Below are 700 nucleotides of genomic sequence, written 5' to 3'. Positions count from 1 at the left end.
AATTTTCCTGCATTTCCTGACAAGTCTGTAGTAAATTGATGATGTTGATTAATCGTCGTATGATTATCATCTTTATTCTCACGCAACCACGACACTGTAACATAAGCGAGAGATGAACCAACTCTCCCTAATCCAAATTCATACCCTAGTGATAATCCAACCTCACTGCGCAGTGACGTAAATGGCTTGATAGCACCTGACATTTCATTCGAAAGTTTGATTTCTTGGCCTTTAACTTGCAACCATGTCAATTGCACATAAGGCTGTAACCAACTGTTCTGAGAGGTTTTAAGACGATAACCCGATTCAAATGATGTTCCCACTGCATTCTGTTTATAATTTCCTTCAATCGATAAACCATTCGTTGAAATAGCCTTCAGATTATTCTGATAATGATTGTATTTTAAAATACCATCTACATACCATCCACTATGATCAAAATATGTGGCGTAAGCTCCAATGCTATAAGTATTGATACCACTTATACCACCTCGTTCATGCTCAACACGTGCTTGATCATAACTGCCAAAACCACCAATATAAACATCTCCACCTCCCCATTCAGTAAAACCATTGATACCTAACACTATCCCTGTTTGTTCAAGTTTAAAATCTATATGATCTGCAGCAATGTTTTCTTTGCTCTTGATCGCATAACTCCAGAGAGCTGCAGTTTTTTGATTTCTATCTAAAATACCTC

The 700-nt window shown here is 37.3% G+C and carries 1 protein-coding gene; it reads right to left on the bottom strand.

Annotation, left to right across the window (positions count from 1 at the left end; genetic code table 11):
• The coding region (locus BN202_RS09010) for an autotransporter outer membrane beta-barrel domain-containing protein (RefSeq protein ID WP_019220319.1) at nucleotides 1–700 on the bottom strand (700 nt) is incomplete at both ends.

The sequence above is a fragment of the Bartonella florencae genome (assembly GCF_000312525.1).
Classification (GTDB): domain Bacteria; phylum Pseudomonadota; class Alphaproteobacteria; order Rhizobiales; family Rhizobiaceae; genus Bartonella; species Bartonella florencae.
This window is presented reverse-complemented; position numbering and strand designations above follow the sequence as displayed.